The sequence below is a fragment of the Actinomycetota bacterium genome (genome assembly GCA_035697485.1).
Taxonomy (GTDB): Bacteria; Actinomycetota; UBA4738; order UBA4738; family HRBIN12; genus JAOUEA01.
In genome coordinates, this window is the sequence record DASSCU010000031.1 from 1 (window position 1) to 26603 (window position 26603).

Annotated in this window: 32 protein-coding genes; 12 read left to right on the plus strand and 20 right to left on the minus strand. The window is 70.8% G+C overall.

Annotated features, from left to right (window positions below):
• Together VFI59_09255 and VFI59_09260 are read left to right on the plus strand one after the other, a co-directional pair.
• On the plus strand, positions 1-1026 hold a 1026-nt coding region (locus VFI59_09255; GenBank protein ID HET6713882.1), incomplete at its 5' end, for a hypothetical protein.
• Positions 1023-1541 carry an RDD family protein gene (locus VFI59_09260; protein HET6713883.1) on the plus strand — a complete coding sequence of 173 codons (519 nt, stop codon included), beginning with the start codon at positions 1023-1025 and terminating at the stop codon, positions 1539-1541. The genes VFI59_09255 and VFI59_09260, both read left to right, overlap by 4 nt.
• A gap of 3 nt (positions 1542-1544) precedes the next feature.
• Here VFI59_09260 and fdhD read toward each other — a convergent pair whose 3' ends face one another.
• The gene (gene fdhD / locus VFI59_09265) at positions 1545-2381 is read right to left on the minus strand and encodes a formate dehydrogenase accessory sulfurtransferase FdhD (protein ID HET6713884.1); all 837 of its coding nucleotides are present in this window, start codon (positions 2379-2381) and stop codon (positions 1545-1547) included.
• Positions 2382-2412: 31 nt separating this feature from the next.
• Positions 2413-3804, minus strand: a complete 1392-nt coding sequence (locus VFI59_09270) for a M20/M25/M40 family metallo-hydrolase (GenBank protein ID HET6713885.1) — start codon at positions 3802-3804, stop codon at positions 2413-2415.
• Between the two features lie 150 nt (positions 3805-3954).
• Here VFI59_09270 and VFI59_09275 point away from each other — a divergent pair, with 150 nt between their 5' ends.
• On the plus strand, positions 3955-5625 hold the full coding sequence (locus tag VFI59_09275; protein ID HET6713886.1) for a formate--tetrahydrofolate ligase: 1671 nt from the start codon (positions 3955-3957) through the stop codon (positions 5623-5625).
• Positions 5626-5747: 122 nt separating this feature from the next.
• Here VFI59_09275 and VFI59_09280 read toward each other — a convergent pair whose 3' ends face one another.
• From VFI59_09280 to VFI59_09340, 13 genes are all read right to left on the minus strand, one after another.
• Complete coding sequence (locus VFI59_09280; protein HET6713887.1) at positions 5748-6158, minus strand: VOC family protein; 411 nt, start codon at positions 6156-6158, stop codon at positions 5748-5750.
• Positions 6159-6228: 70 nt separating this feature from the next.
• A complete protein-coding gene (locus VFI59_09285; GenBank protein HET6713888.1) occupies positions 6229-6870 on the minus strand; it encodes a cyclodeaminase/cyclohydrolase family protein in 642 nt (213 codons plus the stop codon).
• A 10-nt stretch (positions 6871-6880) separates the two neighbouring features.
• Positions 6881-7783 (minus strand): glutamate formimidoyltransferase, encoded by a 903-nt coding sequence (gene ftcD, locus VFI59_09290; protein ID HET6713889.1) that lies wholly within the window; start codon positions 7781-7783, stop codon positions 6881-6883.
• 63 nt (positions 7784-7846) lie between these two features.
• Positions 7847-8941 carry an aminomethyltransferase family protein gene (locus VFI59_09295; protein HET6713890.1) on the minus strand — a complete coding sequence of 365 codons (1095 nt, stop codon included), beginning with the start codon at positions 8939-8941 and terminating at the stop codon, positions 7847-7849.
• 47 nt (positions 8942-8988) lie between these two features.
• Complete coding sequence (locus VFI59_09300) at positions 8989-10092, minus strand: aminomethyltransferase family protein (protein HET6713891.1); 1104 nt, start codon at positions 10090-10092, stop codon at positions 8989-8991.
• Positions 10093-10201: 109 nt separating this feature from the next.
• Positions 10202-10840 carry a 3'-5' exonuclease gene (locus VFI59_09305; GenBank protein ID HET6713892.1) on the minus strand — a complete coding sequence of 213 codons (639 nt, stop codon included), beginning with the start codon at positions 10838-10840 and terminating at the stop codon, positions 10202-10204.
• Positions 10822-11418, minus strand: coding sequence for a 5-formyltetrahydrofolate cyclo-ligase (locus tag VFI59_09310; protein ID HET6713893.1), 597 nt, complete (start codon positions 11416-11418; stop codon positions 10822-10824). The genes VFI59_09305 and VFI59_09310 overlap by 19 nt, the downstream gene beginning before the upstream one ends.
• Positions 11415-12299 carry an LLM class flavin-dependent oxidoreductase gene (locus VFI59_09315; protein HET6713894.1) on the minus strand — a complete coding sequence of 295 codons (885 nt, stop codon included), beginning with the start codon at positions 12297-12299 and terminating at the stop codon, positions 11415-11417. The genes VFI59_09310 and VFI59_09315 overlap by 4 nt, the downstream gene beginning before the upstream one ends.
• The gene (locus VFI59_09320; protein ID HET6713895.1) at positions 12296-13255 is read right to left on the minus strand and encodes an ROK family protein; all 960 of its coding nucleotides are present in this window, start codon (positions 13253-13255) and stop codon (positions 12296-12298) included. Before VFI59_09320 ends, VFI59_09315 begins: the two co-directional genes overlap by 4 nt.
• Positions 13252-14451, minus strand: coding sequence for an ArsA family ATPase (locus VFI59_09325; GenBank protein ID HET6713896.1), 1200 nt, complete (start codon positions 14449-14451; stop codon positions 13252-13254). The genes VFI59_09320 and VFI59_09325 overlap by 4 nt, the downstream gene beginning before the upstream one ends.
• A gap of 43 nt (positions 14452-14494) precedes the next feature.
• Positions 14495-14935 (minus strand): SRPBCC family protein, encoded by a 441-nt coding sequence (locus VFI59_09330; GenBank protein HET6713897.1) that lies wholly within the window; start codon positions 14933-14935, stop codon positions 14495-14497.
• Positions 14936-14947: 12 nt separating this feature from the next.
• Positions 14948-15604 (minus strand): hypothetical protein, encoded by a 657-nt coding sequence (locus VFI59_09335; protein ID HET6713898.1) that lies wholly within the window; start codon positions 15602-15604, stop codon positions 14948-14950.
• Positions 15605-15652: 48 nt separating this feature from the next.
• Positions 15653-16786, minus strand: a complete 1134-nt coding sequence (locus VFI59_09340; protein ID HET6713899.1) for a glycosyltransferase family 4 protein — start codon at positions 16784-16786, stop codon at positions 15653-15655.
• 23 nt (positions 16787-16809) lie between these two features.
• Here VFI59_09340 and VFI59_09345 point away from each other — a divergent pair, with 23 nt between their 5' ends.
• The 5 genes from VFI59_09345 (at position 16810) to VFI59_09365 (ending at position 20347) form a co-directional block, all read left to right on the plus strand.
• Entirely contained in the window at positions 16810-17667 is an 858-nt protein-coding gene (locus tag VFI59_09345; protein ID HET6713900.1) for a hypothetical protein, read from the plus strand.
• A 145-nt stretch (positions 17668-17812) separates the two neighbouring features.
• Positions 17813-18091 (plus strand): WhiB family transcriptional regulator, encoded by a 279-nt coding sequence (locus VFI59_09350; GenBank protein HET6713901.1) that lies wholly within the window; start codon positions 17813-17815, stop codon positions 18089-18091.
• Between the two features lie 41 nt (positions 18092-18132).
• Positions 18133-19182 (plus strand): GHMP kinase, encoded by a 1050-nt coding sequence (locus VFI59_09355; GenBank protein ID HET6713902.1) that lies wholly within the window; start codon positions 18133-18135, stop codon positions 19180-19182.
• A complete protein-coding gene (locus VFI59_09360; protein ID HET6713903.1) occupies positions 19179-19754 on the plus strand; it encodes an HAD family hydrolase in 576 nt (191 codons plus the stop codon). The genes VFI59_09355 and VFI59_09360 overlap by 4 nt, the downstream gene beginning before the upstream one ends.
• Positions 19751-20347, plus strand: a complete 597-nt coding sequence (locus VFI59_09365; GenBank protein HET6713904.1) for an SIS domain-containing protein — start codon at positions 19751-19753, stop codon at positions 20345-20347. Before VFI59_09360 ends, VFI59_09365 begins: the two co-directional genes overlap by 4 nt.
• 26 nt (positions 20348-20373) lie before the next feature.
• Here the strand turns inward: VFI59_09365 and VFI59_09370 are convergent, their stop codons facing one another.
• Entirely contained in the window at positions 20374-21189 is an 816-nt protein-coding gene (locus VFI59_09370; GenBank protein ID HET6713905.1) for an LLM class flavin-dependent oxidoreductase, read from the minus strand.
• A 158-nt stretch (positions 21190-21347) separates the two neighbouring features.
• On the opposite strand from VFI59_09370, the gene VFI59_09375 reads away from it, so the two are divergent.
• The 3 genes from VFI59_09375 to VFI59_09385 are packed head-to-tail and all read left to right on the plus strand — an operon-like array spanning position 21348 to position 24507.
• The gene (locus tag VFI59_09375) at positions 21348-23021 is read left to right on the plus strand and encodes a DEDD exonuclease domain-containing protein (protein ID HET6713906.1); all 1674 of its coding nucleotides are present in this window, start codon (positions 21348-21350) and stop codon (positions 23019-23021) included.
• A gap of 9 nt (positions 23022-23030) precedes the next feature.
• Positions 23031-24203: a thiolase family protein gene (locus VFI59_09380; protein HET6713907.1), complete on the plus strand. Its 1173-nt coding sequence runs from the start codon at positions 23031-23033 to the stop codon at positions 24201-24203.
• 13 nt (positions 24204-24216) lie between these two features.
• Positions 24217-24507: an Lrp/AsnC ligand binding domain-containing protein gene (locus tag VFI59_09385; GenBank protein ID HET6713908.1), complete on the plus strand. Its 291-nt coding sequence runs from the start codon at positions 24217-24219 to the stop codon at positions 24505-24507.
• Positions 24508-24528: 21 nt separating this feature from the next.
• Here VFI59_09385 and VFI59_09390 read toward each other — a convergent pair whose 3' ends face one another.
• The 4 genes from VFI59_09390 to VFI59_09405 all read right to left on the minus strand — a co-directional run bounded on the left by VFI59_09390 (position 24529) and on the right by VFI59_09405 (position 25907).
• Entirely contained in the window at positions 24529-24906 is a 378-nt protein-coding gene (locus tag VFI59_09390; protein ID HET6713909.1) for a nitroreductase/quinone reductase family protein, read from the minus strand.
• Between the two features lie 116 nt (positions 24907-25022).
• Positions 25023-25226 carry a hypothetical protein gene (locus tag VFI59_09395; GenBank protein HET6713910.1) on the minus strand — a complete coding sequence of 68 codons (204 nt, stop codon included), beginning with the start codon at positions 25224-25226 and terminating at the stop codon, positions 25023-25025.
• 10 nt (positions 25227-25236) lie between these two features.
• Entirely contained in the window at positions 25237-25524 is a 288-nt protein-coding gene (locus tag VFI59_09400) for a hypothetical protein (GenBank protein HET6713911.1), read from the minus strand.
• Positions 25521-25907: a hypothetical protein gene (locus VFI59_09405; protein HET6713912.1), complete on the minus strand. Its 387-nt coding sequence runs from the start codon at positions 25905-25907 to the stop codon at positions 25521-25523. Before VFI59_09405 ends, VFI59_09400 begins: the two co-directional genes overlap by 4 nt.
• 175 nt (positions 25908-26082) lie before the next feature.
• Between VFI59_09405 and VFI59_09410 the strand changes: the two genes are divergently transcribed.
• Positions 26083-26603 (plus strand): aquaporin (locus VFI59_09410; GenBank protein ID HET6713913.1); only part of this gene is annotated, 521 nt, incomplete at its 3' end.

Here is a 26603-nt window from a genome sequence, read left to right on the forward strand (position 1 = left end):
GACGAGCCCGACAACGTCGTGCGACTCCCCGGCTCGAGCGGCGACGAGGAGCCGCTCGACGCCGAGATGAGCTACGAGGAGGCGTTGGCGGCCGACGCCGATGCGGACATCGACGACGAGGGCGCACCTTCGCCGGGGCCAGGTTCGCAGGTCGCCGCGCTGTTCGAGCAAGGCATGAAGGTCGGCGCGGGGCTGTTCGCCGCCGGCGCGACCGCCCTCGCGGACGCGCTGCGGTCCACGATGCCCCAGCCCGACGAGGAGACAGCCGGCCCGAAGGACCCCGCCGCAACGCTCGCCGGCGCCGGGCTCGGCGCGGCCGTCACGGCGGCCGAGGCCGCTGCCGGCGCGGCCCGGCAGGTGGCCGACACGATCGGGCCGGCGATCACGTGGCTCATCGAGCCTCGCTTCGCGAAGGACGCCGGCGAGATGGCCGCGGGGGCCGCGAGGGTGCTCGACGGGCAATGGAAGGCCTCCCAGGCGGAGATGGTGGAGCTCGCGACGTCGTTCCTCGGCTCCCTGGTGCCCGAGATCGCCCAGGGACTCGCCGATCAGGTCGATCTCACGGCGCTCGTCCGTGAGCGCGTCGACGTCAACGCGATCGTCGAGGACGTCGACATCGACCGCATCCTCGATCGCGTGGACATCGACGCGGTGATCGACCGGGTGGATATCGACGAGATCGTCGCCCGCGTCGACATGGAACGCCTCGCCCGGTCGTTCCCCGTCGAGACCATCGTGGACCGGGTCGACGCCGATCGCGTGATCGCGCGGACCGACCTGGTGGCGATCATCGATCGCCTCGACCTGGGCGCGATCGCCGAGGAGGTCATCGACGAGATCGACCTGCCGAGGCTGGTCAGGGAGTCGTCGGGCATGATGGCGAACGAGACCGTGCAAACGGTGCGCGTACAGGGCATGAACGCCGACCGCGTGGTCTCGCGCGTCGTCGACAGGGTGCTCAGGCGCGAGGCCCGCGAGCTCCTCCCGCGCGGACCCTCCGAGACGACCGGGGGCGACGCGCAGTGAGCGGCGCGACGGCCGCGAGCGCGCGGGCGTTCCCGGCGGGGGCCGCCGAGCGACAGGGCCTGCGCGCAGGCGTCGTCTCGCGCACCGGGGCGATGGTGATCGACATCGCGTATGTCGCGGCGCTGGTCGCCGCCGGCTACCTTGCATACGCGGGGTTCCGGTTCCTCCGCCACCCGGCCCGGTTCACGGTCCCGCAGCTCACGATGGCCGAGGCGGCACTGTACGGGTACGTCGTGGCCGTGCTGATCCTCACGATCTCGTGGGCAGGCACCGGACGGAGCGCAGGGGCGCGGGTGTTGGGGCTGCGGCTGATCGGCCCGGCGGGGACCCGCGTCGGGGTCGCCCGAGCGTTCTTGCGGGCGGTCACGTGCGTGACGTTCCCGCTCGGGTTGTTCTGGAGCGCCGTGAGCAAGCGCAACGCCTCGGTGCACGACGTGATCTTCGGCACCAGCGTGATCTACGACTGGACCGACCACGTGCCGGAGGCCCGCAGCGACGACGGCGGGGCCGGCTGAGCGTCAGCCGACACGCTCGGGACGCGTGTACACGTTGCACCGTCCGTCCCGCACGAAACCCACGATCGTCATGCCGAACCGCTCTCCCGCCTCCACCGCGAGCGACGAAGGGGCGCTGACGGCGCTCACGATCGGGACTCCGGCCATCGCGGCCTTCTGCACGATCTCGAAGCTCGCGCGGCCGCTCACCTGCAGCACATGGTCGCCGAGCGGCAATCGTCCGACGAGCACGTGCTCGCCGATCACCTTGTCGACCGCGTTGTGCCGTCCGACGTCCTCGCGGAGGGTGAGCAGCTCGCCATCGGGCGTGAACAGGCCGGCGGCGTGCAGGCCCCCCGTCCGATCGAACACGCGTTGATTCGAGCGCAGCCGGTCGGGCAGCGTGGCCAGCACATCGGCCGGCACCACCGGCCCGTCGGCCACCGGGGCACAACGGACCTCGACATCGTCGAGCGCGGTCTTTCCGCAGATGCCGCACGACGACGTGGCGAAGAAGTTGCGGCGCAACAGGTCGTGGTCGAACACCCGGTCGAGCGTGACCGTCACGACGTTGTATCGCTGTTCCTCCCCGATGAGATCGTCGCAGTAGGCGACGCGTGTCACCTGCCCCGGCGCGATCAGCCCCTCCGTGAACAAGAACCCGACCGCCAGTTCGTAGTCGGCCCCGGGGGTCCGCATCGTGACCGCCACGGGCTCCGCCTGCTGTCCCGGCCCCTGCACGCGGATCTCCATCGGCTCCTCGGTCGCGAGCGAGTCGGGTCGCTCGCTGCGGACGCCGTCGTTGACCGCCGTGACCCGCACGGGCGTGACGGTGCGTCGGAGGGGCTCCGTCGTCGTCATCACCCCAGTATCGGCCTGGTCGCGGCGAGGGTCATCCCCCCGCGCCTAGCTCGCGCAGCAGGAGCGTCTGGGCGAGGACCATGCGCTCGATCTCCGAGGGGTCGACGCTCTCGTCGGACGCGTGGATGCGGGAGCGCGCCATGTCCTCGGCGCCCCACAGGATGAACTCCGCCTTGGGGCTCACAGCTCGCAGCGAGTCGAGCAGCGGGATGGACCCACCTGACCCAGCTTCGACCGGCGGCCGCCCGAACGCCTCCTCCAGCGCGGTCCGCGCCGCGGCGAACGCCGGTCCGTCGGATCGGCACCGGAACGGCGGAGCCACCTTCACGCGCTCGACCTCGACGGTCGCGCCCCACGGGGCGTGCGCGTGCAGGTGACGTGCGAGGGCGTCCAGTTCAGCGCCGGGATCGGCCCCGGGCACGATGCGCATCGACAGCTTGGCTCGCGCGTTCGGCAGCAGCACGTTGGACGATCCTTCGACCGTCGGCGTGTCGATCCCGATCGCGCTGACGCTCGGGGACGACCAGAGTCGGGCGCCGATCGGGCCGGTGCCGATCACGGCCGTGCCGTCCAGCAGATCCGCCGTCGCTCGGAAGTCCGATTCCGTGACGTCGCCGCTCGGAGCGTCGGCTCGGGTGACGCCCTCGACGACCACCCCGCCCGCATCGTCGTGCAGGGTGGCCAGCAGCCGGGCGAGCGCCATCATCGCGTCGGGGGCTGGTCCCCCGAACACCCCCGAGTGCAGTGGGTGCTCGAGGGTCGAGACCGTGACGACGCATGACACCTCGCCCCGGAGCGTCGTCGTGAGCGTGGGCACACCGGCCTCCAGGTTGCCCATGTCGGCGACCACGAACACGTCCGCACCGAACAGGTCCGAGTGCGCACGCACGAAGTCCTCGAGGTTCGAGGTGGTCTCCTCCATCCCCTCGACGACGAGGCGTACCCTGCACGGAGGCCGTCCGCCGAAGGCTCGCGCGGTCGCGAGGTGGATCGCGATCCCGCTCTTGTCGTCGGCGGCTCCCCTCCCGGCGAGACGGCCGTCGTCGCGCACCACAGGCGTCCAGGGGTCGGAGGTCCATCCTTGTTCCGGCGGCGCCGGCTGGACGTCGTAGTGGGCGTAAAGCACCACCGTGGGTGAGCCCTCGGGCCCGGCGATCTCGCCGACGACCGGCGGGTATCCCCAGGGAACGGGCTTCAACGCCGCGTCGGCGAACCCCGCATCGCGAGCCAGCTCAGCGGTTCGCTCGGCCGCCTCGAGGACGGGTTCCTCGGGGTACCCGGGGAACGCGATGGACGGGACACGGACGAGCGATCCGAGCTCTTCGAGGAGATCCGGCATCAGCCGGGCGATCGTGCGACGGAGCGACTCGGTGTCCATGCGCTGCTTCCCTTTCGGGCACTGGTCGGGCACTGCAGCCGTCATGGAACCACGCGTCGGCCCCGCTCGCGACCTCCCTCGCGACCTTCGGTGACCGGCGGTCGCGGTGCGCGCAACCTCGGTTTGGACCAGCGCGACCGGGGGTCGTATCGTCCGGGAGCCGTTCGTCGTCAGAGGAAGGGACCCGCCGTCACCATGAAGTCCGGACTCGAGATCGCCCAGGAAGCAGCGCTCCGCCCGATCGCCGACGTCGCAGCCGCCGCGGGTATCGAGCCCGACGAGCTCGAGCAGTTCGGGCGCTTCCGGGCCAAGATCGATCTCGCGATCCTCGACCGCCTCGCCGACCACCCCGACGGCAAGCTGATCATCACCACCGCGATCACCCCCACGAAGGCCGGCGAGGGCAAGACGACGACGAGCGTCTCCCTCACCCAGGGGCTCGGCAAGATCGGCAAGGACGTGATGCTCTGCCTGCGGGAACCGAGCATGGGCCCGGTCTTCGGCATCAAGGGCGGTGGGAACGGCGGTGGCTACGCCCAGGTCGTGCCGATGGAAGACATCAACCTGCACTTCAACGGCGACTTCCACGCCGTCCAGGCCGCCCACAACCTGCTGGCTGCCGCGCTCGACGCGAGCGTGTATCACGGCAACGAGCTCGGCATCGACCCCGCGACGATCACGTGGCCTCGCACGCTCGACGTGAACGACCGGGAGCTTCGATACACGGTGGTCGGTCTCGGGGGGAAGGCGCACGGATACCCCCGCGAGAACTCCTTCGTGATCGTCGCCGCCTCCGAGATCATGGCCGTGTTCGCGCTCGCCTCCGACGTGGCGGACCTCCGGCGCCGACTCGGCAACATCGTGGTGGCGTCGACCCATGAGGGGAAGCCGGTCACCGCCGAGGACCTGAGGGTCGCGGGCGCGCTGACCGTGATCATGAAGGACGCGCTCAAGCCCAACCTCGTGCAGACGCTCGAGGGGCAGCCGGTGATGATCCACGCTGGGCCTTTCGGGAATATCGCCCACGCGAACAACTCGATCATCGCGGACCGCGTCGCCCTCAAGCTCGCCGACTACGTCGTCACCGAGGGCGGCTTCGCGAGCGATCTCGGGTTCCAGAAGTTCTGTGACATCGTCTGCCGCTTCGGCGGGTTCTCTCCGAGTGCGGCTGTGCTCGTGACCACGGTGCGGGCCACCAAGTCCCACGGCGGGAAGCCGTTCGGCGACCTCGGTATCGAGGATCTCGACGCCCTGCGGCGCGGCATCGAGAACCTGCGGGCGCACATCGAGATCGTCCGCCAGTACGGCCTGCCGTGCGTGGTGTCGATCAACAACTTCCCGACGGACACTGAGGCGGAGATCGAGCTCATCGGCCGGCTCGCGGTCGAGGCCGGCGCAGAGACCGTCGTGGTGAACCGGGCGTTCGCCCAGGGCGGCGACGGCGCGGTGGAGCTCGCGCAGGCCGTCGTCGACGCCTGCGAGCGGCCGAACACGTTCGACTTCCTCACCCCGTCGGGCGCCGGCCTGAGGGAACAGATCGAGGCGATCGCGACGAAGCTCTACGGCGCCGACGGCGTCGACTACCTGCCGCAGGCCGAGAAGGACATCGCTCGCATGGACGACCTCGGCTTCGGGCAGGTGCCCGTCTGCATGGCCAAGACCCACCTCTCACTTAGTCACGATCCGCTGATGCTCAATCGGCCGTCAAGGTTCCGGCTGCCCGTGCGTGGGGTGGTGCCGAGCGGCGGTGCCGGGTTCGTGGTCGCGCTCTGCGGCGACATGCAGCGCATGCCCGGGTACGGGCGGACGCCGGCCTTCCACAACGTCGACGTCGACGAGCGGGGCCGCACCGTCGGCCTGTTCTGAGACCCTCGACGACCCACACACGATCGACGTCGTCCACGGTGACCGCACACGCTGCAAGGTGTGAAAGCAGCCGATGCCCTTCACCACGGCAGGGTCTCCGTTGGCGCGAGGAGCGTGGCACATCACGCCTCGGGTGGCATCACGCAGAACTCGTTGCCCTCGGGGTCGAGCATCACGGCCCAGACGTTGCCCTCCTCCTCGGCCCAGTTGCGCAACGTCGCGCCGAGTCCCTCGAGGCGGATCACCTCGTCGTCGACGCTCTCGTCGGCGACGAGGTCGACGTGCACGCGGTTCTTGCCTGCCTTGGGCTCCGGCACCTCGGTGAAGAACAGCACCGGCAACCCGGGCGGTTCGTCCTCGGGAGGCTCGACCATGACGCTCGGGTCGTCCTCGAGATCGTCGATGCCCCTGGCCGCGAGACGCTCGACCTCGCCGGCGTCGTAGGGGGCCACCCGCCATCCGAGCGCGCCGGCCCAGAACCGCGCCAGCGGCGCGGCGTCCTCGCAGTCGAAGACGATGGCGTCGATCCGCACGGGTGGAGCCTACGCGGGGTCCGGCCGAGAGGCCAGGACCGCGCAGCCGGTCCGGGGGCCACACCGATTGCTAGGCGACGAGCCGCAGCCCGAACGCCTCGCGGCACTGCTCGAGCAGGGTCTCGGCGCGTTCGCGTATCGCTGCGACCTCCTCGAGCAGCGCCTCGCGGCGGGCCACGTCCCTCAGGGCCGACGCGTTGATCTCGACGTTGGCGCGGGCGGCGACCACCGACGCGAGCAGCATGCCCGCCGCCGACATGCCGTCGCTCGCCGCGTTCGGGTTGCCCATCGCGGTGGAGTCCTCGGCGAGTTCCATCAGATCGACCGCGCGGCGTGCGATCTCGAGCGGCACCGCCGCGGCATGCTCCAGCCCGCGCTGGATCGCCTCGGCGCGTGACGCCTTCTCGACGTCGGTCTCCTTCGGCATCCGGAACGCCGACATCACAGCCCCGAACGAGGCCGCGTCGCGGTCCGCCAGCGCGATGAACTCCGCCCGCGCCGCGTCGGCTCGATCGACGAGCGCCCGCATCCGTTCCTGGAGGTCCTCGAAGCCCTGCTTGCCGAGCGTGAGCCTGCCGACCATCGCGATCAGCGCCGCGCCGGTCGCGCCCGCGATCGCCGCGGCAGCGCCTCCACCCGGGGTCGGGTCCTTCGAGGCCATCGCCTCGAGGAAGCGCTCGACCGTCATGTCGCCGAACCCTGCATCGCTCATCGTTCACTCCTCACTCGTCCACGAGGCGCTCCAGCACCTGGCGGTCGGGGTCGAATCCGGACAGTTCGAGGTACGCGACATCGTCGTCGGCGAGCGCCGAGGCCGGCGCCAGCCCCACGATCTCGGAATCGGTCACGGTCATCCCGTACTCGGCGGCGAGCCTCGCGACACCGTCGAACGCCGCGCGCAGGCCCGTCACCTCGTGGTCGACCAGGTTCATCGAGACCGTCACCACGCCGCCGCGTTCCGGCACCGTGAACCCGATCGCCCGCACGGCCGGCAGGCCGCCACTGGACTCGCGGAGCCTCCTGGCGATCTCCTTCGCGGCGGGCTCATCGGTGCCGTCGAGGTAGACGTTGAAGGCCACGAGGGGCTTGCGGGCACCGACGGCCGTCGCGCCCGCGGGCCCGAGCTCGTGCGGCCCGAGATCAGGCAAACGCTCGCCACGGGCGACGGCCTCCCGTAGGCCCTCGTACTCGCCGCGGCGCACGTCGGCGAGCGACGCCCGCTCGGGAACGAGCGCCGCGCGATCGTAGAGGTAGACGGGCAGGTCGAGGTGCTCGGCCAACTCACGACCGAACGCGCGGGCCAACGTGACGCAGTCCTCGATCGACACGCCTCGCACGGGCATGAACGGGATCACGTCGGCGGCCCCCATGCGCGGGTGGCCGCCCCGGTGCTCGCGCATGTCGATCAGATCGACCGCCGCGGCGGCCCCGGCCATGGCGCTGGCGCGGACCGTATCGGCGTCGCCGAGCACCGTGGTGTCGAGGCGGTTGTGATCCGGGTCGGCATCGGCGTAAACGACACGGGCGCCGGGCACATGCAGCGCCTGCACGATCGCGTCGATCACGTCGGTGCGTCGGCCCTCGCTGAAGTTCGGGACCACCCCGAAGAGCTCGTCACCCTGCACGGGCCCAGCATAGGTCTGGCCGGGCGGGGCCCGCCCCACAGGGATCCCACCGTCCCCCGTCGCCTACGCCCGCGGGCGCTCCTTGTTCGGGTCGAGGAGGGACAGGACCTCGACGGTCGCCGGTGTCGTGCCGCCTTCGACCGCGACCTCGACCTTCTCGCCGTCGTTGGCGACGTCCGCGTCGAGCATCGCGAGGCCGATCGTGCCGAGCCGCGGCGAGGACGCCGGGGATGTCACGACGCCGACCTCGCGCCCGTCCTTCGTCACGGCAGCACCGTAGTCGGGAGCGAGGTCCCCCTCGATCTTCAGGGTCTTGAAGCGCTTGGGTGGGTTCGCCCCACGCTCGGCGAGCGCCGCCGCGCCCACGCACTCGGTGTCGGTCTTGATGAAGCGGTCCATCGACAGGTCCCACGGCGAGATCTCGCTGGGGTTGTAGTCGACGGCGACGATGATCAGCCCGATCTCGGTGCGGGCGAGATCGATCGCCGTGAGCCCGAACGGAGTCGCGCCCGCGTCGATCAGCGCGTCCCATACCCGCCGGGCGTCGCCCGGGGCGACGACGACCTCGTACCCCTTCTCACCGCTGAACCCCGTGCGCAGCACCCACGCCTCGGCCCCCGCGACGGTCGTGGCCTCGGGCCAGAAGCGGAAGTACCGCAGCTCGCCGAGATCGCGGTCGGTCAACGGCTGCAGGGTCTCCTGCGAGGTCGGTCCCTGGACCGCGATCATCGCGTAGTCGTCGGTCTTGTGTTCGATCGTGGCGTCGAGACCATCGGCCGTCTCGCGGAACCAGTCGTCGATGCCGGCCGTGTTGATCATCACCAGGAAGTGATCGTCGGCGAACTCGTAGACGTTGCCGTCGTCGATCATCAACCCGTCGGCGTTGACGAAGGCGCCGTAGCGCACCGAGCCGGACTGCATGCCGTCGAGCGCGTTCGTGAACCGGCGCTGGATCAGGCGCCTGGCGTCGGGACCGCGCACCTCGTACTTGCACGTCGAGTAGAGGTCCCAGATGCCCGTGGCGGTGCGCACCGCTTCGTACTCGTCCATCGGGTCGCCGCCCTCGTGCATCGCCCATGGGTAGCCGTCCTCCCAGACCACGTCGGCCCCGTGCTCGACGTGCCAGTCGTGCAGCGGCGAACGCTTGTCCTCGGTCATATCGGTCTCCTCCTCGTGTCTCGGGTGTTGTCGGACCCGCACGCCCGTCAGGCGCGCGGGCGTTCCTTCTTCGGGTCGTACACGGCCAGCACGTCGACCGTGCCATCGATCGCGGTTCCGTCTGGCATCACGACCTCGACGCCGGTGCCCGGCGCCGCCAGCTCGGTGCGCAGGATCGCGAGGCCGAGTCCGCCGAGGGTCGGGCTGGTGGCCGGGCTCGTCAGCACCCCCGCCTCCCGGCCACCGGACGTCACCGTGGCGCCGTACTCGGGCAGGGAGTCACCCTCGAGCCGGATCGTGACGAACCTGTTCGGCGGGTCGGCCGCGACCGCGCGCAGCTGGTCCTTGCCCATGAACTCTCCCTCGCCGTCGAGGGCGACGAGCCGGTCGAGCCCGAGGTCGTACGGGGTGCGCCGGTGCGGCTCGTAGTCGTAGTCGGTGACGACCATGCCGGTCTCGACCCGCACGGGCTCGATGATGTCCACGCCGTACGGGGTCGCCCCGGCGCCCTCGACGGCTTCCCAGACCGTGGCCGCGTGCTCGGGCCGCAGGAACAGCTCGTAGCCGAGCTCCCCCGAGAACCCGGTGCGCGAGAGCCAGACCGGCGCCCCCCCGACGGTCACCGGCTCGGGGAAGAACGTGAAGTACCGAAGCGCGTCGACGTCGGCGCCGGAGACGATCGAGCGTACGAGCTCGCGGCTCTTCGGCCCCTGGATCTGCATGCTCGGCAGCTCCGGCGCGATGTAGGCGATCTCGACCTCGAGCCCCTTCGCCGCGTCGGCGAAATAGTCGGCGCGCTCGTTCCCGTTCGTGCACACCCACAGGTGCTCGGCGGAGTGGCGGAACACGGTGCCGTCGTCGACGACCAGCCCGTCCTCGTCGACGAAGGCACCGTAGCGGACCTGACCGTCGCGCATGCCGAGCACGTCGTTCGTGTGCACGCGCTGGGCGGCCTCGAGCGCTTCGGCACCTCGGAACTCCCACTTATTCAGCGGGGAGAGGTCCCACATGCCGACGCCTTCGCGCACGGCACGGTACTCGGCGTCGACGTCACCGTAGTTCGTGACCCAGAGCCACCCGGCTTCCTCCATGAAGCCGGCGGCCTTGGTCGACGTGATGGCGTGGAACGCCGTCTCCCTGCTCTGACCCACCCGCGCCTCCTCGCACGCCGACGCCCGCCTCCGGGCGCCGCGGCCCGTGAGGCTCGGCCCCGTGGGACGGGTTGTATCAGACGATTGAACCGTTGTTCAAGTCGGAGCCTCACGCCCCGGCAGCGCGCAGGAGCTGACGGACCGTGGGCTCGGGACGCCCCGGCACCTTCGACGCGAGCACCAGGAAGAGCTGGGCCGTCACGAGGGCGTCGTCGAACGCCTCGTGCGGGTTCGCGACGGGCACGCCCATGGCCTCCGCGCTCGCCGACAGCGCGTACCCGGGCTTGCCCCGAACCGCGGAGGGTGCGCCGTCGACCGCGATCGCCAGGTTCCGGACATCGATCGTCCGTCGGCGCCAGCGACGCAACGACCCCCCGAAGATCGCTGCCAGGAAGTGAACCTCGACGTCGGCGAACCATGCGAGCAGGAACCGCCTTGCCAGCGCCGTGGCCAGGATCTCACGGGCCTCCTCGATCTCGGGGGACCCTGCGAGGTCCTGGGGACGCAGCTCGTGGATCGTCTGCGACCGCGGGGAAGGCGGCACGCTCGGCGACACGAGCTGATGCACGGAGTCCCGCATGCGGACCCGACCCCCGTCGACCGGCACGACCCCGAACGACACCACCACGTCGGTGCCGAGATCGAGACCCGTGGTCTCGAAGTCGAGCGCTGCGAACGATCCCCGGCGCCAGGACGCCGAGCGGGCGCGCGGGGATGGCGCCGAGGGCATCACACCGCCGATCGGCACCGCACTACCTCCGACTCGGTGACGACCAGGTCGACCGGCAGGTCGAAGTGGCCAGCTGGCAACGCCTCCGGGGCGGGAAGCAGCTGCAGCCCGAACCCGACGCCGATCCGCCCGCAGTCGGGCCGGGTCCTCGACAGGAGACGGTCGTAGAATCCTCCGCCGTACCCGACCCGACGGCCCGCGCGATCGAACGCCACGGCGGGGACGGCCACCACGTCGATCTCGGTCGGGTCGACCACCGCGCCCCTGGTCGGCTCGAACGCGCCGAACGACGTCTCGGTCACGGGATCGCCCGGCCGGTAGGTCCGGGCCTCGAGATCGCCTTCCACGATGCGGGGCAAGAGCACGCGCGTGCCGAGCGAGTCGAGCCGTTCGAGCAACGGCGCGGTCGGCAGCTCCGACCCGAACGACCAGAACGCGAGCACGGTGCCGGCCCCCGAGACCTCGGGAAGGGCGAGGAACCGTTCGGTGATCTCGCGCGCTGCGCGAGCTCGCTCGGAGAGCGGCATCGAGTCGCGCGCGGCGAGGACGCGTCGGCGCACGTCGCGTTTCGCGCGCTTCAGCTCGGCGCTGTTCATCGCAGCGTCGCGTCGGCGATCACGTCGAGGCGGTCCGCCGGGCCCGTGGGCAACACGACGCACCACGTGGCGCCGGCCGCGCGCAGCGCGTCGGTGAAGTGTCGCCACTCCTGCACCGTGCCGCTCCAGACACCGTCGAGCGAGAGACCCCGTGCCGCGCGGTCGGCGACCAGGCGATCCAGGTCGGCGCGGTCCTCCCCCACGAGCGCGATGCCCGCCCACGTGGGCGCGACCGTGCGCCCGCGCGCGAGGTCGCGGAGCGTTCCCGCCCGCGCCGCGAAGCCTTCGGCATCGAGGCCCCAGCCGTTCCAAGCGTCGGCCACCCGCGCGGCGACCGCGAGCACCGTGTCGGACAGTCCACCCACCCACACGGCCGGATCTCCGGGGGGCAGCAACGGGCCGGCGAGCGGGGGGACGTGCACGCCACCCGGCCACGCTCGTCCGCCGAACAGCGCGTGCAGGGCCTCGACCGTCTCCTCCAGCATCGCGACGCGATCGGCCGCGGGTGGGAACGGGAAGCCGTAGCGCTCGTGCTCGTCGGCAGAGGCACGGTCCCCGGTGCCGATCCCGAGGATGGCGCGCCCTCCCGACATCGCGTCGAGCGCGGCCGCCTGCTTCGCGAGGATGCCGGGCGCACGGAGCGTCACCCGCGTGACGAGGGTGCCGACGTGCAGTCCGGGCTGGCTCGCCGCTGCCGCCGCCAGCAGCGAAAAGACCTCGAGCGCTGGACGGTCGGGCCCTGAGGGCGGGTAGAAGACCGGTGGGAACATGTGATCGGGGGCGAACACGCCGTCGATCCCGAGCTCGCGGGCGCGGGCCGCGACGGACAGCGGCTTCTCCGGGTCGTCGGTGAAGACCGGGAGCGAGACTCCCAGCCTCATCCGGACCCCCCGCCGAGGCTGGCGAACACCAGCGCGGCGACCCCGATCGCGCCGGCGTCGTTGCCGAGCGCGGCCTGCTCGATCGGTACCTCGGGTCGATGGCGGGGTCCCTCCACCGACCGCCGGAACGCGTCGCGGGCGGGCGCGAGCAACAGGTCTCCGGCCTCGGAGGCACCTCCGCCGACGACGACCAGGTCGGGATCGAGCACGTTCACGAGGCCAGCGATGCCCACCCCGAGGCGGTGACCGACCTCGACGAAGATGCCCTTGCTCGCGGTGTCGTGCGCCCGCGCCGCCTCTGTGACCATGGTCCCGGTCACGGCCCTGGGATCACCTCCCGAGAGCTCCCGCAGGAGCGAGTGTGGGTGCCGGGTGGCGGCGTTCCTGCCCTGGCGCGTGATCGCCGAGCCGCTCGCCACCAGTTCCCAGCAGCCGCGGTTCCCGCATCCGCATCGGGCGCCGCCCGGCTCGACCACGATGTGGCCGATCTCGGCGGCGAAGCCGTTCGCGCCGCGGTACAGCGAGCCGTCCAGCACGAGACCGCCTCCGATCCCCGTGCCGACGCTCACGAACAGCATGTGCTGAGAGCCCACCCCCGCGCCGTGCCGGAACTCCCCCCATGCGGCCGCGTTCCCGTCGTTGTCCGCCAGCGCGGGCAGCCCGAGAGCGTCGCCGACGAACGGCGCCAGCGGCGCGTCGCGCCAGGCGAGGTTGGGCGCGTAGCGCATCAGCCCCTCGAGATCGACCATGCCGGCCGCGGCCACACCCACGCCGACGACGTCGGCGGTCGCGACCGCTCGCGCCGCGTCGACCATCGTGTCGAGGGTGGCCCGCTGATCCTCGGCCGGCGTCGGGCGGACCTCGCGCGCCAGCACGGCGCCGTCGCGGTCGACCAGCAGGGCGGCGATCTTCGTGCCCCCGACGTCGATGCCGATCGCCGGCCCGCGTACGCTCACGTGGGGGCCGGCTGCCCCTCGTCGGTCGAGAGCGGCCGACCGAACGTGATCTCGAGGTGATCGCCGGCGAAGTTTGCTTCACGCACGACGAGTCGCTTGAGCGTCTGCGGCAGGATCAGGTTCCGCTTGTACGAACCGACCCGCACGTACAGCTCTTCCCCCCGCCGGTGGATGTCCATGTCGTCGCGTGAGACGAACGGCAGGCGCATCGAGAGGATGTAGCCCTCCCCGCGCTTGCGTACTCGGATCGGGTCGTCGTGGTAGAGCACCGCGGTCACGTCACGGTCGCCGTAGACCTCGGTGCCCATCTCGCCGAGGAGCGGCACACCCACCATCTCCCGGTCGAACAACCGCGCCTCGAGGATGGGGACGGGTTCGAAGGACTCGTGCACGGTGGCGAGGTGTTCGGCCTGGATGTCCTTCCACTTCCCGAAGTAGGGGTCGTTGACCTCGTCGGGGATGATCCGGTTGACCACCACGGCGTCGATGCGGTAGCCGAACAGCCCGAGGTACGTGTAGGTGCGCCGGGCCTCGGAGATCACCATCTTCTCGGGGTTCACGACGAGCCGCACCGACGACGTCTGCTCATCGGTGAGGATCTGCTTCACCGCGTCGAGGTTGCGGTGCAGCCGCTCAACCGCGGCGAACACCTGGTCGCCGGCGATCGGGAGCGAGGTCATCTTCGAGAGCATCGGCCGGACCGTCTTCACGATGCGGCGCTCCACCGGGAAGATGCGCTCGATGTACCAGTTCATGATCTCGGGCAGCGAGAGCAGCCGCAGCGTCTCCGCGGTCGGGGCGCAGTCGACGACCAGCATGTCGTAGTTGCCGCTCTCGACATGGGTCTTCACGTCGATCAGGGCGAAGATCTCGTCGAGCCCCGGGATCACCGTGAGCTCCTCAGCCTGGATCGTCTCCGTGCCGGCCCAGTTCATCAGCTGGATGAAGTAGTCCTGGATCTCCCGCCAGTTGTCCTCGAGGCGCTCCTGAGCGTCGATCTGCACCGCCCAGAGGTTCGCGGTGATCTCGGTCGGCGATGACCCGATCTCGACCTCGAAGGAATCGGCGAGCGAGTGGGCCGGGTCGGTCGACATCACGAGCGTGCGCGACCCGCCACGGGCGGCGCGCACCGCGGTCGACGCCGCGACCGTGGTCTTGCCGACCCCGCCCTTCCCCGTGAACAGCACGACGCGCATGGGCCAAGCTTAGACGGTGCGACGGATCGGATCGGCCGGCCGCTCAGCCCATCTCGACGCGGCGCTTGAGCTTCTCGAGCGCGTTCTCGATCACCCTCTTGGCGCCCTCGCTCCTCAGGAACCCCGGCACGAGCACGCCGAGCTCCACGCCGAGGCGGTACGTGACCTTCGTCTCGCTCTCGGAGAGCTCGTTCAGGAGGTATTCGCCCCTGATGTCGCGGATCGCGCCGCGCGCCTCCGACGTCGTCCACGAGAGGCCGGTATCGCCGGGCGCGTAGCGGTAGGCGAGCGTGTATGAGGCCTTCCCGAGCACCGGAACGTCCACCTCGAAGGCGACCTCGGTCGCGCGCCCGCCCTCGCCTCGCCGGCGGACCTCGACCGAACGGACGTCGGCCCACTCCGGGTAGGCCTCGTAGTCCTCGATCACCTCCATGACGTCCTCGAGCGGGGCGTCGATCACGATCGAGCCTTCGGCGTGTTCCATCGGCGCGGAATCCTAGCGTCTCGCCACCGTCACGACGCTGACCGCCAGCAGCGCCACCGACGTCATGATCACGACGACCGTCACCCACATGAGGGCGCGGGACGAGACGAAGGGCCGGTCGCCTTCGGCGAGCCGGTACGCCTCCCATGCCGATCCCGCGTAGATCAGCAGTGCCGCGAGGAAGAGCACCGCGAACACGGCGAGCGCCCCCGTCGAGCGCACCCCGGAGACGAGCACCGTCACCGCCATGGCCGCGAGCACGGTGAAGAGGACACCGCGGGCAAGGCCGTCGAGCCCTCGGCCGATCTTGCGGTGACCGAGTCCCGGGTAGAGCAGCGACGCGCGGAGCGCGTCCTTGGGATCGATCTCGGGCGGTGCCTCGTCCCGGCGCATCAACGATGCGAACGTCGTGCCGCACACCGCGCACGCATCGAGCTCCAGGGCGTTCTCGTTGCCGCACGCCGGACACGGCCACGTCGGTGCACGCCTCGAGCCCTCACCCGACGGAGCTGGCGAGTCGGCCTTCGCGAGGGCGGCGGCCATCGGTTGCGGCTCGGGCTCCGGGTCGACGAGTGACCGGAAGCATTGCCCGCACCATTCCGCGTCGGGGCTTGCGAGCGCCCCGCACTCCGGGCAGCGCCGTTCCGAGGCGGAGGATCCGGTCTGCATGGGGTCAGGGTACCCCTCGGTCTGGCTCGGACGAACGAAGCTGGGCAGCTAGCCTGCGGCTTCCTGTAGCCAAAGCACGAGCGTTCGGGCGATCGCCGGCCACGTGTGGTTGCGCAACACCCGCTCGCGGCCAGCCTCCCCCATCGCCCGGGCGCGTTCGGGGTCGGCGAGCAGCGCCCCCACCGCCTCGGCCACCCTATGCACGTCGTCGCCATCGACGAGGATGCCCGTCTCTCCGTCGACGAGCGCCTCGCGCGCGCCGCCGGAGTCCCCGACCACCACGGGCTTCGCGCACGCCGCGGCCTCGATGAACACGTTGCCCCACCCCTCCACTTCCATGCCCGCCAGACGAGTCCGGCAGGGCATCGCGAACACGTCGCCGAGGGCGTAGTACCGCGGGAGATCGCCTTCGGTCACCTGGCCCGTGAAGACCACGGACCCCTCGGGGGCGTCGGCGGCGAGCGCTCGCAGGCGATCCTCGTACGGCCCTCCGCCGACGATCACCAGCGTAGCGCCGGGCGCACGTCGACCGATCTCGGCCATGCCTCGGATCAGCACGTCCTGTCCCTTGCGTGCGACCAGCCGGCTCACGCACACCACTACCGGCCGGTCGCCGAGCCCGTGCCGCTCGCGGAGATCGGTGACGGGCAGGTCCGGGCGGAACGTCTCGACGTCGGCGCCGGGATAGAGCACTGAGACCGGCACGCGCCGAGCCACGGCGGTGCGCACCGTGCGCGCGATGAAGGCGCTGCACATCACCGGCACCCTCGCCGCCCGCCCGGTCGCGTACCGCATCGCCGCATGGGTTCCCGGCGCGATCGAGAGCCAGTACTCGAACCCGTGAGCGGCGGCCAGGTAGGGCACCCCGCTCCGTGCGAGCCTCGGCCCGAGCATCGCGAGCGGGTACGTAGCGCCGAACAGCACCACCTCCACCCCGATCTCTCGCACTGCCGCCTCGAGCCTGTGGCCGACGTCGGGCGTCGGCCACAGGAACGACTCGGGTTGGCGCAAGACGCGGTAGGGCCTATCGGCGTCGAACCCCGACGAACCCTCGTCGCGGGGGCAGAACACCGCGATGCGGTCGCCGGGGAGCTCGTTCACGAGCGCCTCGAGCGTGCGCTGGATCCCCCCCACGCGCGGCGGGTAGTCGTTCGTCACGAGCAGGGTGCGGGGGACGTCCACGGCGTCGATATCCTGCCAGAGCGATGCGCCCACTCACCGCCCCCGACGCCGAGCTCGAGGCCCTGTCCGAGGGGCGCGCTGCGGTCGACCTGTCCGCGCACCGCATCGTGCGGGTGAGAGGGAGCGACGCGAAGGGGTGGCTGCACGACCTCCTCACGGCCGACGTTGCCTCGCTGCGCCCGGGCGAAGCGCGCCGCTCGCTGCTGCTCGATCCCACCGGTCATGTCCGGGCCGACCTCCAGGTCGCGTCTGACGACGAGGGCCTCTGGCTGTTCCAGGCCCCCGACCAGGTCGATCACGTCGGCTCGGCGCTCGCGATCTACGTGCTCTCGTCCGACGTGCAGCTCGAGGATCTGACCGGGCGTCGATCCTTGATCGCGCTGCCGGGCCCGTCCGAGGAACCGGGCGGCTTTCGGCCGTCGGTGCTGGGAGCGGGCCGCGATCTGCTGACCGACGCCGAGGAGCCGCTCGCACCAGCCGGCCGAGGGTTCGTGAGCGGCGACGCGGTCGAGGTCTGGCGCATCCGCGCCGGAAGGCCACGGATGGGCCCGGACTTCGACCGTACGTCGATCCCCGCCGAGGGTGGTCTGGAGGCGCTGATCGACACGTCGAAGGGGTGCTTCCTCGGGCAGGAATCGGTGGCCCGCGTTCGCAACCTCGGCCATCCCCCGCGCGTGCTGCGCCACCTGGAGGGCGACGGGCGGGTGGACGCCGGGTCGACGCTCGTCACGATCGAGGGTGAGGCGGCGGGCGTCGTGACCAGCGCCGCGAGCGGGGGCGGCGGCACCGTGCTACTCGCCTCGGTTCGTTGGGAGGTCCGCGAGGCTTCTCTACGCTCGGACGAGGGGGTCCCGCTGTTCCCTGTCCGCTCGTTGGACTAGCCCGTTCGGGTCATTTCGCGTCCCTCTGCCGTCGTATCCCTGGATGCGTGCTTCCGACCCCTTCCGCTCGCGACGGCCCCTCTGATATGAATCGTCTCCCGCGATTCGATTCCGCGCGGGGCGATCCGAGGGGGAGGAACGGTCAGTGAGGATCGAGCGGTTCCCGAACGTCGACGTCAGCGTCCTGCCGCCGAACCCCGCTCCCCCCGACTTCTGGCAGGAACGCGCCGCCTGCTTCGGTGTCGATCCAGACATCTTCTTCCCGATCTCCGAGGAGGAAGCCGGCCCCGCCCTCACGTTTTGCAATTCGTGCCGCATCAAGGAGGAGTGCCTCGCCTGGGCGTTGAAGAACGGCGAGCGCTACGGCGTCTGGGGCGGGCTCACCGAGCAGCAGCGCCGGCGGCTCCAGCGCCGCGTCGCCTGACGCGTCTCTGCGCCGCGCGCACCTAGACTGAGGGCGCCACCATGCCGACCGACACGACCCCCGTCTACGCGCTCGCCCCGCTCCGAATCAGTTTCGTGGGCGGCGGGACCGACTTCCCGCACTGGTATCGGGACCATGGTGGGGCGGTGCTGTCGACCACGATCGACCACTTCGTTCGCGTCACGGTGGCCCCGCGGGACGATCGCGACGTCCGCGTGCGGTCGCTCGACCTCGGGGAGCTCGTGCGGTACCGGCTCGACGACGGTCCCCATTACGACGGTGTGCTCGATCTCGCCAAAGCGGCGATCGACCGCATGGGCATCGACGTCGGCCTCGACGTCGACATCGAGTCGGAGGCGCCGCCGGGAAGCGGGCTCGGAGGCTCGTCCGCGCTCGTGACCGCCGTCGTGGCAGCCATCGCATGCCTGGATGAGCGCGCGCTCTCCTGCGACGAGCTCGTGCGGCTCTCCTACGCGATCGAGCGGAAAGACCTCGGCATCTCGGGCGGGTGGCAGGACCAATACGCGGCGGCGTTCGGGGGGTTCAACCTGATCGAGTTCGAGCGCGACGGGGTCCAGGTCACGCCCGTCGAGGCCGGGGCGGACGCCCTCGAGGAGCTCCGCAAACACCTGCTCCTCTGCTACACGGGGAAGGTCCGGCGCAACGTGGGGCTGATCGACCGGCAGATCGAGATGTTCGAGGAGGGGCGTGAGGACACGTTGCTCGGCATGAAGCAGCTCCGCGAGATCGCCTACGCGATGCGTGACGCGATCGAGACGGGCGACATGCACCGGCTCGGGACGATGCTTCGGGAGGCGTTCGAGGCGAAGAAGCGCATGAACCCCCACATCGCCGAGGGAACCCCGATCGAGGCCATGCTCGACGCCGCGGGCGCGGCTGGCGCGACCGGCGGGAAGATCTGCGGCGCCGGGGGTGGCGGCTACCTGTTGATCGCCGCGGCCCCCGGGGCCCGCGCGTCGGTGCGAGCCGCGCTCGAGGCGATGGGCGGGCAGTTCGCCCCGTTCGAGGTCGACCCCGACGGCGTGCGCGCGAGACACGGCGACCGTCACTGGACGCCCGCGCGTCCATGACCTCGGTCTCCCGAGCGGTGCGCAGGTTCGCGCTGCTCGATCGCGACGGAACGATCAACGAGGAGGTCGGCCACCTCGACGACCCCGACGATCTCCGGCTGATCCCCGGATCCGCGGCCGCGATCCGGGGGTTGAAGGCCCTCGGGCTCGGCATCGTGGTGGTCACGAACCAGGCGAACGTCGGTCGCGGCCTGCTCGAACCGGCCGACCTCGAGCGCATCCACGCGCGACTGCGGGCGATGCTTGCCGCCGAGGACGCCGAGGTCGACGCGATCCTGTACTGCTCGCACGCCCCCGAGGTCGGTTGCCGCTGCCGCAAGCCGGCGCCGGGCATGGCGCTCGACGCCGCTGAGCGGTTCGGGTTCGACCCGGCCGACGCATTCGTGGTCGGCGACCACGCGGGCGACGTCGGCATGGGACGGGCGATCGGAGCGACGACGTTCCTGGTGCTGACCGGCCACGGCGCCGAGGAGCAGGTGAAGGCCGGTGGCGACGCGGATCACGTGGCCGCGGACCTGGCCGCGGCCGCGGATATCATCGCGGAACACATCGGACGGGAGGCCACGGCGTGATCCAGGACGAGCTCCGCACGACCGCGCGGGACTACCTCGACACCACCGCCGCTACGGTGCGCCTGGTCGGAACCGAGTGCCTGGACGACATCGCCGCCGCGGCCGAGTTCCTGATCGCGTCGCTGCAGGCCGGCGGCAAGCTGCTGATCTGTGGCAACGGCGGAAGCGCCGCCGACGCCCAGCACCTCGCCACCGAGTTCGTGAGCACCCTCACGATCGACAAGCCGCGGCCCTCGATCCCCGCGATCGCCCTCACGACCGACTCGTCGCTGTTGACCGCGATCGCGAACGACTTCGGCATCGAGGGCATCTTCGCGCGGCAGGTCGAGTCGCTGGGAGGTGCCGGCGACGTGCTGATCGCGATCTCCACGAGCGGGACCTCGGCGAACGTCATCCGTGCGGCCGAGCAGGCACGATCACAGGATGTGCGGGTGGTCGCGCTCACGGGCCGATCGGGTGGCGAGCTCGCTCCCCTGGCCGATGCAGCGATCCGGATCCCCTCGACCGTGACGGCGCATATCCAGGAGTGCCACCTCGCCGTGGAGCAGCTGTTGGCGCTCATGGTCGAGCGCGCGTTGTACCCGGGCGTCTGAGGCGACCCGGAGCGTCGCGGATCGGATCACCTCGGCGGACCGCCGCGGATCTCGTCGAGGATCCGCTCTTCCCACCCGGGTTCGCCGTCGTCCGTGAGGAGCCACCACGTCGCACCCGCTGCCGCGTACTCCCCTGGCTCGGTATCCGGTGCTCCCTGGACGACCGCATCCAGCGGTACGCCGGAGTCCCGGACGGACCGCGTGAACGCAACCGCCTCCTCGAAGGCATCGGGCGAGATCGGGCACGGCTCACCGTCGATCACCGAGATCGGGAACACCCCGTCCCATCGAGCCGCCCGCCGGAACGGCGCGCGGTTCGGCCACATGCCCGCGATCCAGACCGGGATACGTGGGCGCTGGACCGGCCGCGGCAGGAACCGTACGCCGTCCAGCCGGTAGTGGCGTCCGTCGACGCTGACCGGCTTGCCGGACCAGAGCCCGTCGAGGATCGAGAGGCCCTCGTCGAGCAGCTCGGCACGCTCGCGATCGCCGGTCGGCTCTCCGAAGGAACCGAACTCGACGCCGGGCGGGAACCCGAGGCCAGCGCCGAAGACCACGCGGCCGCCGCTCAGGTGATCGAGCGTCACGGTTTCACGGGCCACCGTCCACGGACGGCGCCGAGCGAGCGGCGTGACCAGCGGCCCCAGTCGGATCCGTTCGGTCGTCGCGGCGAGCGCCGCGAGCGCGATCCACGGGTCGTGAACCGACACGTCGAACGAGTCGGAGAACCGGATGTGGTCCCACAGGAAGTAGCCGTCCCACGCGGCCGCCTCCGCCTCGCGACCCATCGTGAGGAGGAGGTCGAGCTCTCCGATGTTGGGAACCGTGACCCCGTAGCGCATGACGACCCGACCATCCTAGGGAGACTCGCCGACGGCGTGTCGGCGGTTCCCGTCACCATCACGGCGTGACGACCTCCCCAGGGCAACCGCTTGACCATCGAACACCTGTTCGATACCCTCCAGCTCCCGTTCGGCCCCTTCCGACGGAGGCAACGCCCGTGCCGATCGATGCGAGCCTGGCCGAACCGATCCAGACAACCCTCGAGCTCGGGGTGTCCCTTTCCGAGGTCACGTTCTGCGTCGTCGACCTCGAGACGACCGGAGGTTCGCCCGCCGACGACGCGATCACCGAGATCGGCGCCGTGAAGTACCGCGGCGGAGAGCGGATCGGGTCGTTCCGGGCGCTCGTGGATCCCCGGCGGCCGATCCCCCCGTACATCGCCCACCTCACCGGTATCGACGACCGCCTCGTCTCGGGCGAGCCGGCGATCGAGCAGGTGCTGCCCGCGTTCCTCGAGTTCTTCCGCGGGTCGGTATTCGTGGCGCACAACGCCGGGTTCGACTTCGGTTTCCTCAACGCCAACTGCGACGTGCTCGACTATCCGGCGCTCCCCGGCCCGCCGCTGTGCACGGCTCGGCTCGCGCGTCGTGTCGTCTGGCCCGACGTCCCGAACGTGCGGCTGGCGACGCTCGCGAACTACTTCCGCACGCGAGCGAAGCCGACCCACCGCGCGCTCGACGACGCGGAGGCATGCGCCGAGGTCCTGCACGGACTGCTCGATCTCGGCGGGCGGCTCGGCATCCTGACGATGGGTGACCTCGCCGAGGCCGTCCGGGCGCGCGGGCGGCCCAACTTCGGCAAGATCGCACTCGCCGACGGGCTCCCGCACGCCCCGGGTGTCTACCTGTTCAAGGCTCGCGACGGGCGGGTGCTCTACGTGGGGAAGGCCAACGATCTGCGCACGCGGGTGAAGTCGTACTTCTACGGCGACGAGCGGAAGAAGGTCGTGAACCTGCTCGACGAGGTCCGCTCGGTCGAGGGCATCCGCTGCGGAGGCGAGCTCGAGGCGCTCGTCGTCGAGGCCCGGCTGATCCGCCGGCACGAGCCGAAGTACAACCGCCGAGGGAAGACGTGGCGTCGCGGCGCCTACCTCGCCCTCGATCCTCGCGAGGCGTGGCCACGGCTGAAGGTCGTGCACGCGGCGAGTCCCGGCGACGGGCGCGTCTACCTCGGACCGTTCGGCAGCACCGCGTGGGCACGCCTCGCGAAGGAAGGCCTCGAGGAGGCCGCGCCCATCCGCCGCTGCACCACCTCGATGGGGGCGAGCACGCGCTTCGCTCCCTGCGCGCTGGCCGACATGCGGCGCTGCCTCGCGCCCTGCGACGGCCGCACCGACGCCGAGCGCTACGGAGAGCTCGTCCGATGGCTCGCCTCCTCCCTGGCTTTCAGCCCGGGCGAGCTCCTCGAAGCGCTCGAACGTCGCATGACCCGCCTCGCCGAGGCGGAACGCTACGAAGAGGCCTCCTCGGTGCGAGATCGCTTGCGCGCGCTCGCCGAGGGACTGTGGCGGTCGAGGGTCGACACGTGGCTCGTCGATGCGGGCCAGCTCGAGCTCCGTGCCGGTGACGGCGAGCCGCTGCGCTTCGATCACGGTGCGTTGCTCACCGCGGGTGCCGGCGGCGAGCCCCTCACCGCGCCCTGCCCGCGTGAGCGGGCCGACGAGCTGGCCGCCGTGCGATCGTGGGTGGCGAAGCATCGTCCACGCGTCACGGCGTGCGACCGAGCCCCCGCCGAGCCCGTCGCCGGCGGCGCCGTCCTGGCACGTGTGTTGCAGCGCACCCGTGGGGCGTCGGGCAACCGCGAGGGCCGACGGCGCGACCGCCGCCGGTAGACTTGCCGCATGGAACGCGCGGTCATCGTCGAGGGCGCTCGCACGCCCGTCGGGAAGTTCCTCGGGTCGTTCGCCGAGACCCCCGCGGTGGAGCTCGGCGAGCTCGCGGCGAAGGAGGCCCTTCGCCGGGCGGCCATCGAGGCCGACCACGTCGACCAGACGATCATCGGCCATGCCCGCCAGGCCGGGAACGGGCCGAACACCGGCCGGCAGGTGAGCATCCGTGCGGGCGTGCCGAGGGAAGCCAGCGCTTACAACGTGAACATCGCGTGCGGGTCCGGCATGAAGGCGGTCCAGCTCGGCGCCCAGCAGATCGTGCTGGGCGAGAGCGAGGTGGCGCTCGTCGGCGGCATCGAGAACATGACCCGGGTTCCGTACCTGCTCCCCGACATGCGCCTCGGCCACCGTCTCGGCAACACCGAGGCCGTCGACGCGATGTACCGCGACGGCCTCCTCGACCCGCTCTGCGGCCTGATCATGGGCGAGACCGCCGAGAACCTCGTCGACAAGTACGACATCTCCCGCGAGGAACAGGACGAGTTCGCGCTCCGATCCCAGCAGCAGGCCGTGGCGGGGGCTGACGGCCGTGCCGCGGAGATGTTTCCCGTCGAGGTCACGCTCGGGCGGAAGACCGTCACGGTCGAGGACGACGAGCACCTGCGGCCGGACACCACGATGGAGACGCTCGCGAGGCTGGCGCCCGTGTTCCGCGAAGGCGGCAGCGTCACGGCGGGCAACTCGAGCGGACTCACCGACGGCGCCGCGGCGCTCGTGCTGATGAGCGAGTCGCGGGCGAGGGCCGAGGGCCGCGAGCCACTCGCCGCGATCATCGCGATGTCGTGGGCGGGCGTGCCGCCCGAGATCATGGGCATCGGCCCCGTGCCGGCCACTCAGAAGGTGATGGATCGCCTCGGGTGCACGATCGACGACTTCGAGCTGATCGAGATCAACGAGGCGTTCGCCGCGCAGGTGATCGCGTGCGAGCGTGAGCTGAAGTTCGACAGGGAGCGGTTGAACGTGAAGGGCGGCGGCATCTCCGTGGGCCATCCGATCGGCATGAGCGGGGCCCGTATCATCCTCGCGCTCGCCTACGCGATGCGCGCACGCCGCCTGTCGATGGGCCTCGCCACCCTCTGCATCTCCGGCGGTCAGGGACTCGCCGTCGTACTCGAGCGCACGTGAGAGGAGCCGACCGATGAGCGCCGTGCACGCGGTGGTGTTGATCCAGTGCGAGATCGACGAGATCTCCGAGGCCGCCGAGGCGATCGCCGAGATCGACGGCGTGAGCGAGGTCTACTCGGTCGCCGGCGAGTTCGACCTGATCGCGATCGTGCGGGTGGCTGGCCACGATCAGCTCGCGAACGTGATCCCCGGCGGCATCGCGAAGGTCGAGGGCGTCGAAGGCACCGAGACCCTGATCAGCTTCCAGGTCTACTCGAAGCACGACCTTGAGCGCCTGTTCTCACTGGGGTTCGACGAAGGCTGAGCGGCCTGCCTGCCGCCGGCGTCAGATCAACGACGTGTAGCTGACGCCGCCCGGCCAGTCGACCGCCACCACCAACGCCGTGCGTCCCCACGTGCTGAGGTCACCGCCGTCGCGCCCCGCATACTTCTCGAGCATCGCCCGTCGAGCCAGCGCATCCTCGTCGGTGCCGTCCTCCACGACGCGGGCTCGGGTCACCCGCTTGCGCCCACCGAGCTCCAGCTCGACGTCGGGCGCGATCATGAGGTTGCGCACCCAGTCGCTCCGGTCGCGGTCCCCCGCCATCAGGAACACGGTCTGCTCGACGAGCGCGAACCAGATCTCGATGCGGTGAGGGTTCCCGGTGACGCGGCCGGTGGTCGTCAGGTAGCAGAAGTCCGGTGACGCGACGGCATCGGGCATCGCGCTACCAGACCGCCCAGATCACCAACGCGGCGATCACGACGAGCGCCCCGACGAAGATGGCCAGATCGGCCTTCGTCACCTTGCCCGGCTGCTGGTAGTTGAACCCCATCACATTACAGACGGTAGTACTCCCGGAACCGCTCCGGCGAGAGCCAGTAGATGTGCTGGCGAACGGTCGAGGCGTACGTGCGGGCCTCGAGGTGATCCCTGCAGGCCCGCTCGGAGACGACGGCGCCCGAGGGGTCGACGATGCCGACCCGCCACCCCGAGTCGTCCTCGCGGAGCTCGACCCCGAACCCGTTCTCCCCCGCGCCCATCCGTCGGCCTTCAGCCCTGTTGCACCAGGTTCTGCTCGAGCCGCGTCAGGTGCTCGCGGAGCGGACCGAGCACTGAATCCTGGTCGAGCGTGAACTCCGGCTTGAGGTCGGCGATCTGTTCGAGCGACTCCTCCAGTCTCGATCCGGCCTCCTCGGCGTCGCGAAGGGCGTTCACGAGTGTGACCGCGTAGTCGGGACTGAACGGACGACCGTCCCACGGCGAGGCACCGCCGCTCTCGATCACCTGTTCCGCGAGGAACTCGCGTCCGTTGCGCTTGTCGGTGCCTTTGATCTTCACGCGGTCTCCCTCTCGCTGACGAGCTCCAGCAGGCGGTCGGCTAGTTCGAACGGGTCGGGCGGCTTGACGAACCAGGCGTCGGCGCCCGACCAACGGGCGAGCCATGCGTCGTGCTTGCGCTCCAACAGGATGAGGATCACGCCCGTGTACGGGTCGGTGTCGTCGCGAAGAGCCTTGGTCAGCGCGAACGCACCCGCGCGGGATGCGATCTCGTCGGCCACGACCACGTCCGGGCGGTCGCGCAGGGCTGCACGGATGCCGAGCTCGCCGTTGGCCGCGGCACGGAACCGAAGCTCACCGCCGATCGCGCGCTCGACGCTCCGCGCCGCGAGCGCCATCAGCTCACGCGAGGCGGGATCGGGCGAGACCAGCAGCACGTCCACGAGTTGGATGCTACCGGGTTTCCGACCGGCTCCTCCGCAACCGGGATCGTTGCTCGGTCCGGCGGTCTTTGCCTCGGTAGAGGGCAAGGGCTAGGCTCGCCGCCGACCGCCTGCGCGCCCCCGATCGCACCGGAGCGACGCAGGCGAACGTCCGATCCCGACGAGGAGGAGCGCCGTGGAGAACACCGGCAAGGCGGCCGTCGCCGAGTTCGTGGCCACGTTCGCCCTGATCTTCGTCGGGGCCGGAGCAGTGATCCTGAACGCCAACGGGCAACTCGACCTCACCGGCGTCGCGCTCGCGAATGGGCTCGTGCTCGCGATCATGGTGTCGATCACCGCGCACATATCGGGCGGGCTCGTGAACCCCGCCGTCGCGATCTCACTCTGGGTGACCGGCAAGATCCCGACCTCGCGGGCGGGGGTGTTGATCGGCGCCGAGCTCGCCGGCGCGGTGGCCGGCGCGTTCCTGCTCCGCTTCCTGGTGCCCACGGAGTTGTTCGACGTCGGCACGGGCGGCATCCCGGCGCTCGGCGACGGCGTCGCGGTCGGCAGGGCCATCGTGATCGAGGCCGTGACCACGTTCTTCCTCGTCTTCGCGGTCTTCGGCACCCTGGTCGACGACCGTGGGCCGTTCTCGAAGACCGCCGGGCTCACGATCGGGCTCGTGATCGCGTTCGACATCATGGCGTTCGGTCC